This is a genomic window from Photobacterium sanguinicancri (genome assembly GCF_002265265.1).
GTDB classification, from domain to species: domain Bacteria; phylum Pseudomonadota; class Gammaproteobacteria; order Enterobacterales; family Vibrionaceae; genus Photobacterium; species Photobacterium sanguinicancri.
This window is the reverse complement of the sequence record NZ_NOIF01000410.1, coordinates 1-699: the sequence shown is the minus strand read 5'-3', so window position 1 is coordinate 699 and position 699 is coordinate 1. Positions and strand designations below refer to the sequence as shown.

Sequence of the window (699 nt, the reverse complement as noted above, 5' to 3'; positions counted from 1 at the left end):
CTTATTGAAAATGTTTGCTCAAACTATATCAATATAGCATTTATGAATAATGGTGTTGATTTTAATTATATTTATAAAGATGATAATCAAAATGAAGTTATTTCTATAATAATCGAAAAGTCTGATTGTGTAGACGAAAGTATTTTATAAAATTAAAGGTGTAATGTTAAATTGATTGTGGTTTTTGCTTAAGGAGTGAGTGTGGGTACGTTTTGGAAACCAAATATCTTGGTCGTAATCGTCTTAGGGTTAATAGTTCAGCCATTTGTTTTTCTTTATGTTAATAAACCAAGGTACTTTGTTTTATACTTTCTATTACTGATAGGTGTAATGATATTTTCGCCTGATTTTATCGGTGCTTTCATTCTAATATGTCCTATTCATGGCTATATCATTGCTCGAAGATATAAAGGTCAAGATGTCAGACCTTGGTTTGCTCGATGGTGGGTCACTATACTTTGTTTTTTAGTCATGCTTTCTCTACTGATTACAATTCGAGTGTTTTTCTTCGATTTATTTAGAGTACCTGCTAACTCTATGAGTCCTTTTTTGAATCCAGGCGACAAATTGGTGGTGGATAAGCGAGGGTTTGGTAATTATAGATATTTTGGAATGCAGTTTTCGAAAATACCTGCATCAGTTAATTTAGAAAGAGGGGATGTGATTGTTTTTCAATATCCAAAGAACACTAGTATTGAT

General features: G+C 31.5%; 1 protein-coding gene. It reads left to right on the top strand.

Annotation, left to right across the window (positions count from 1 at the left end; genetic code table 11):
* Positions 1 to 201: 201 nt before the first annotated feature.
* Positions 202 to 699 (top strand): signal peptidase I (gene lepB / locus ASV53_RS24335; RefSeq protein WP_094959025.1); only part of this gene is annotated, 498 nt, incomplete at its 3' end.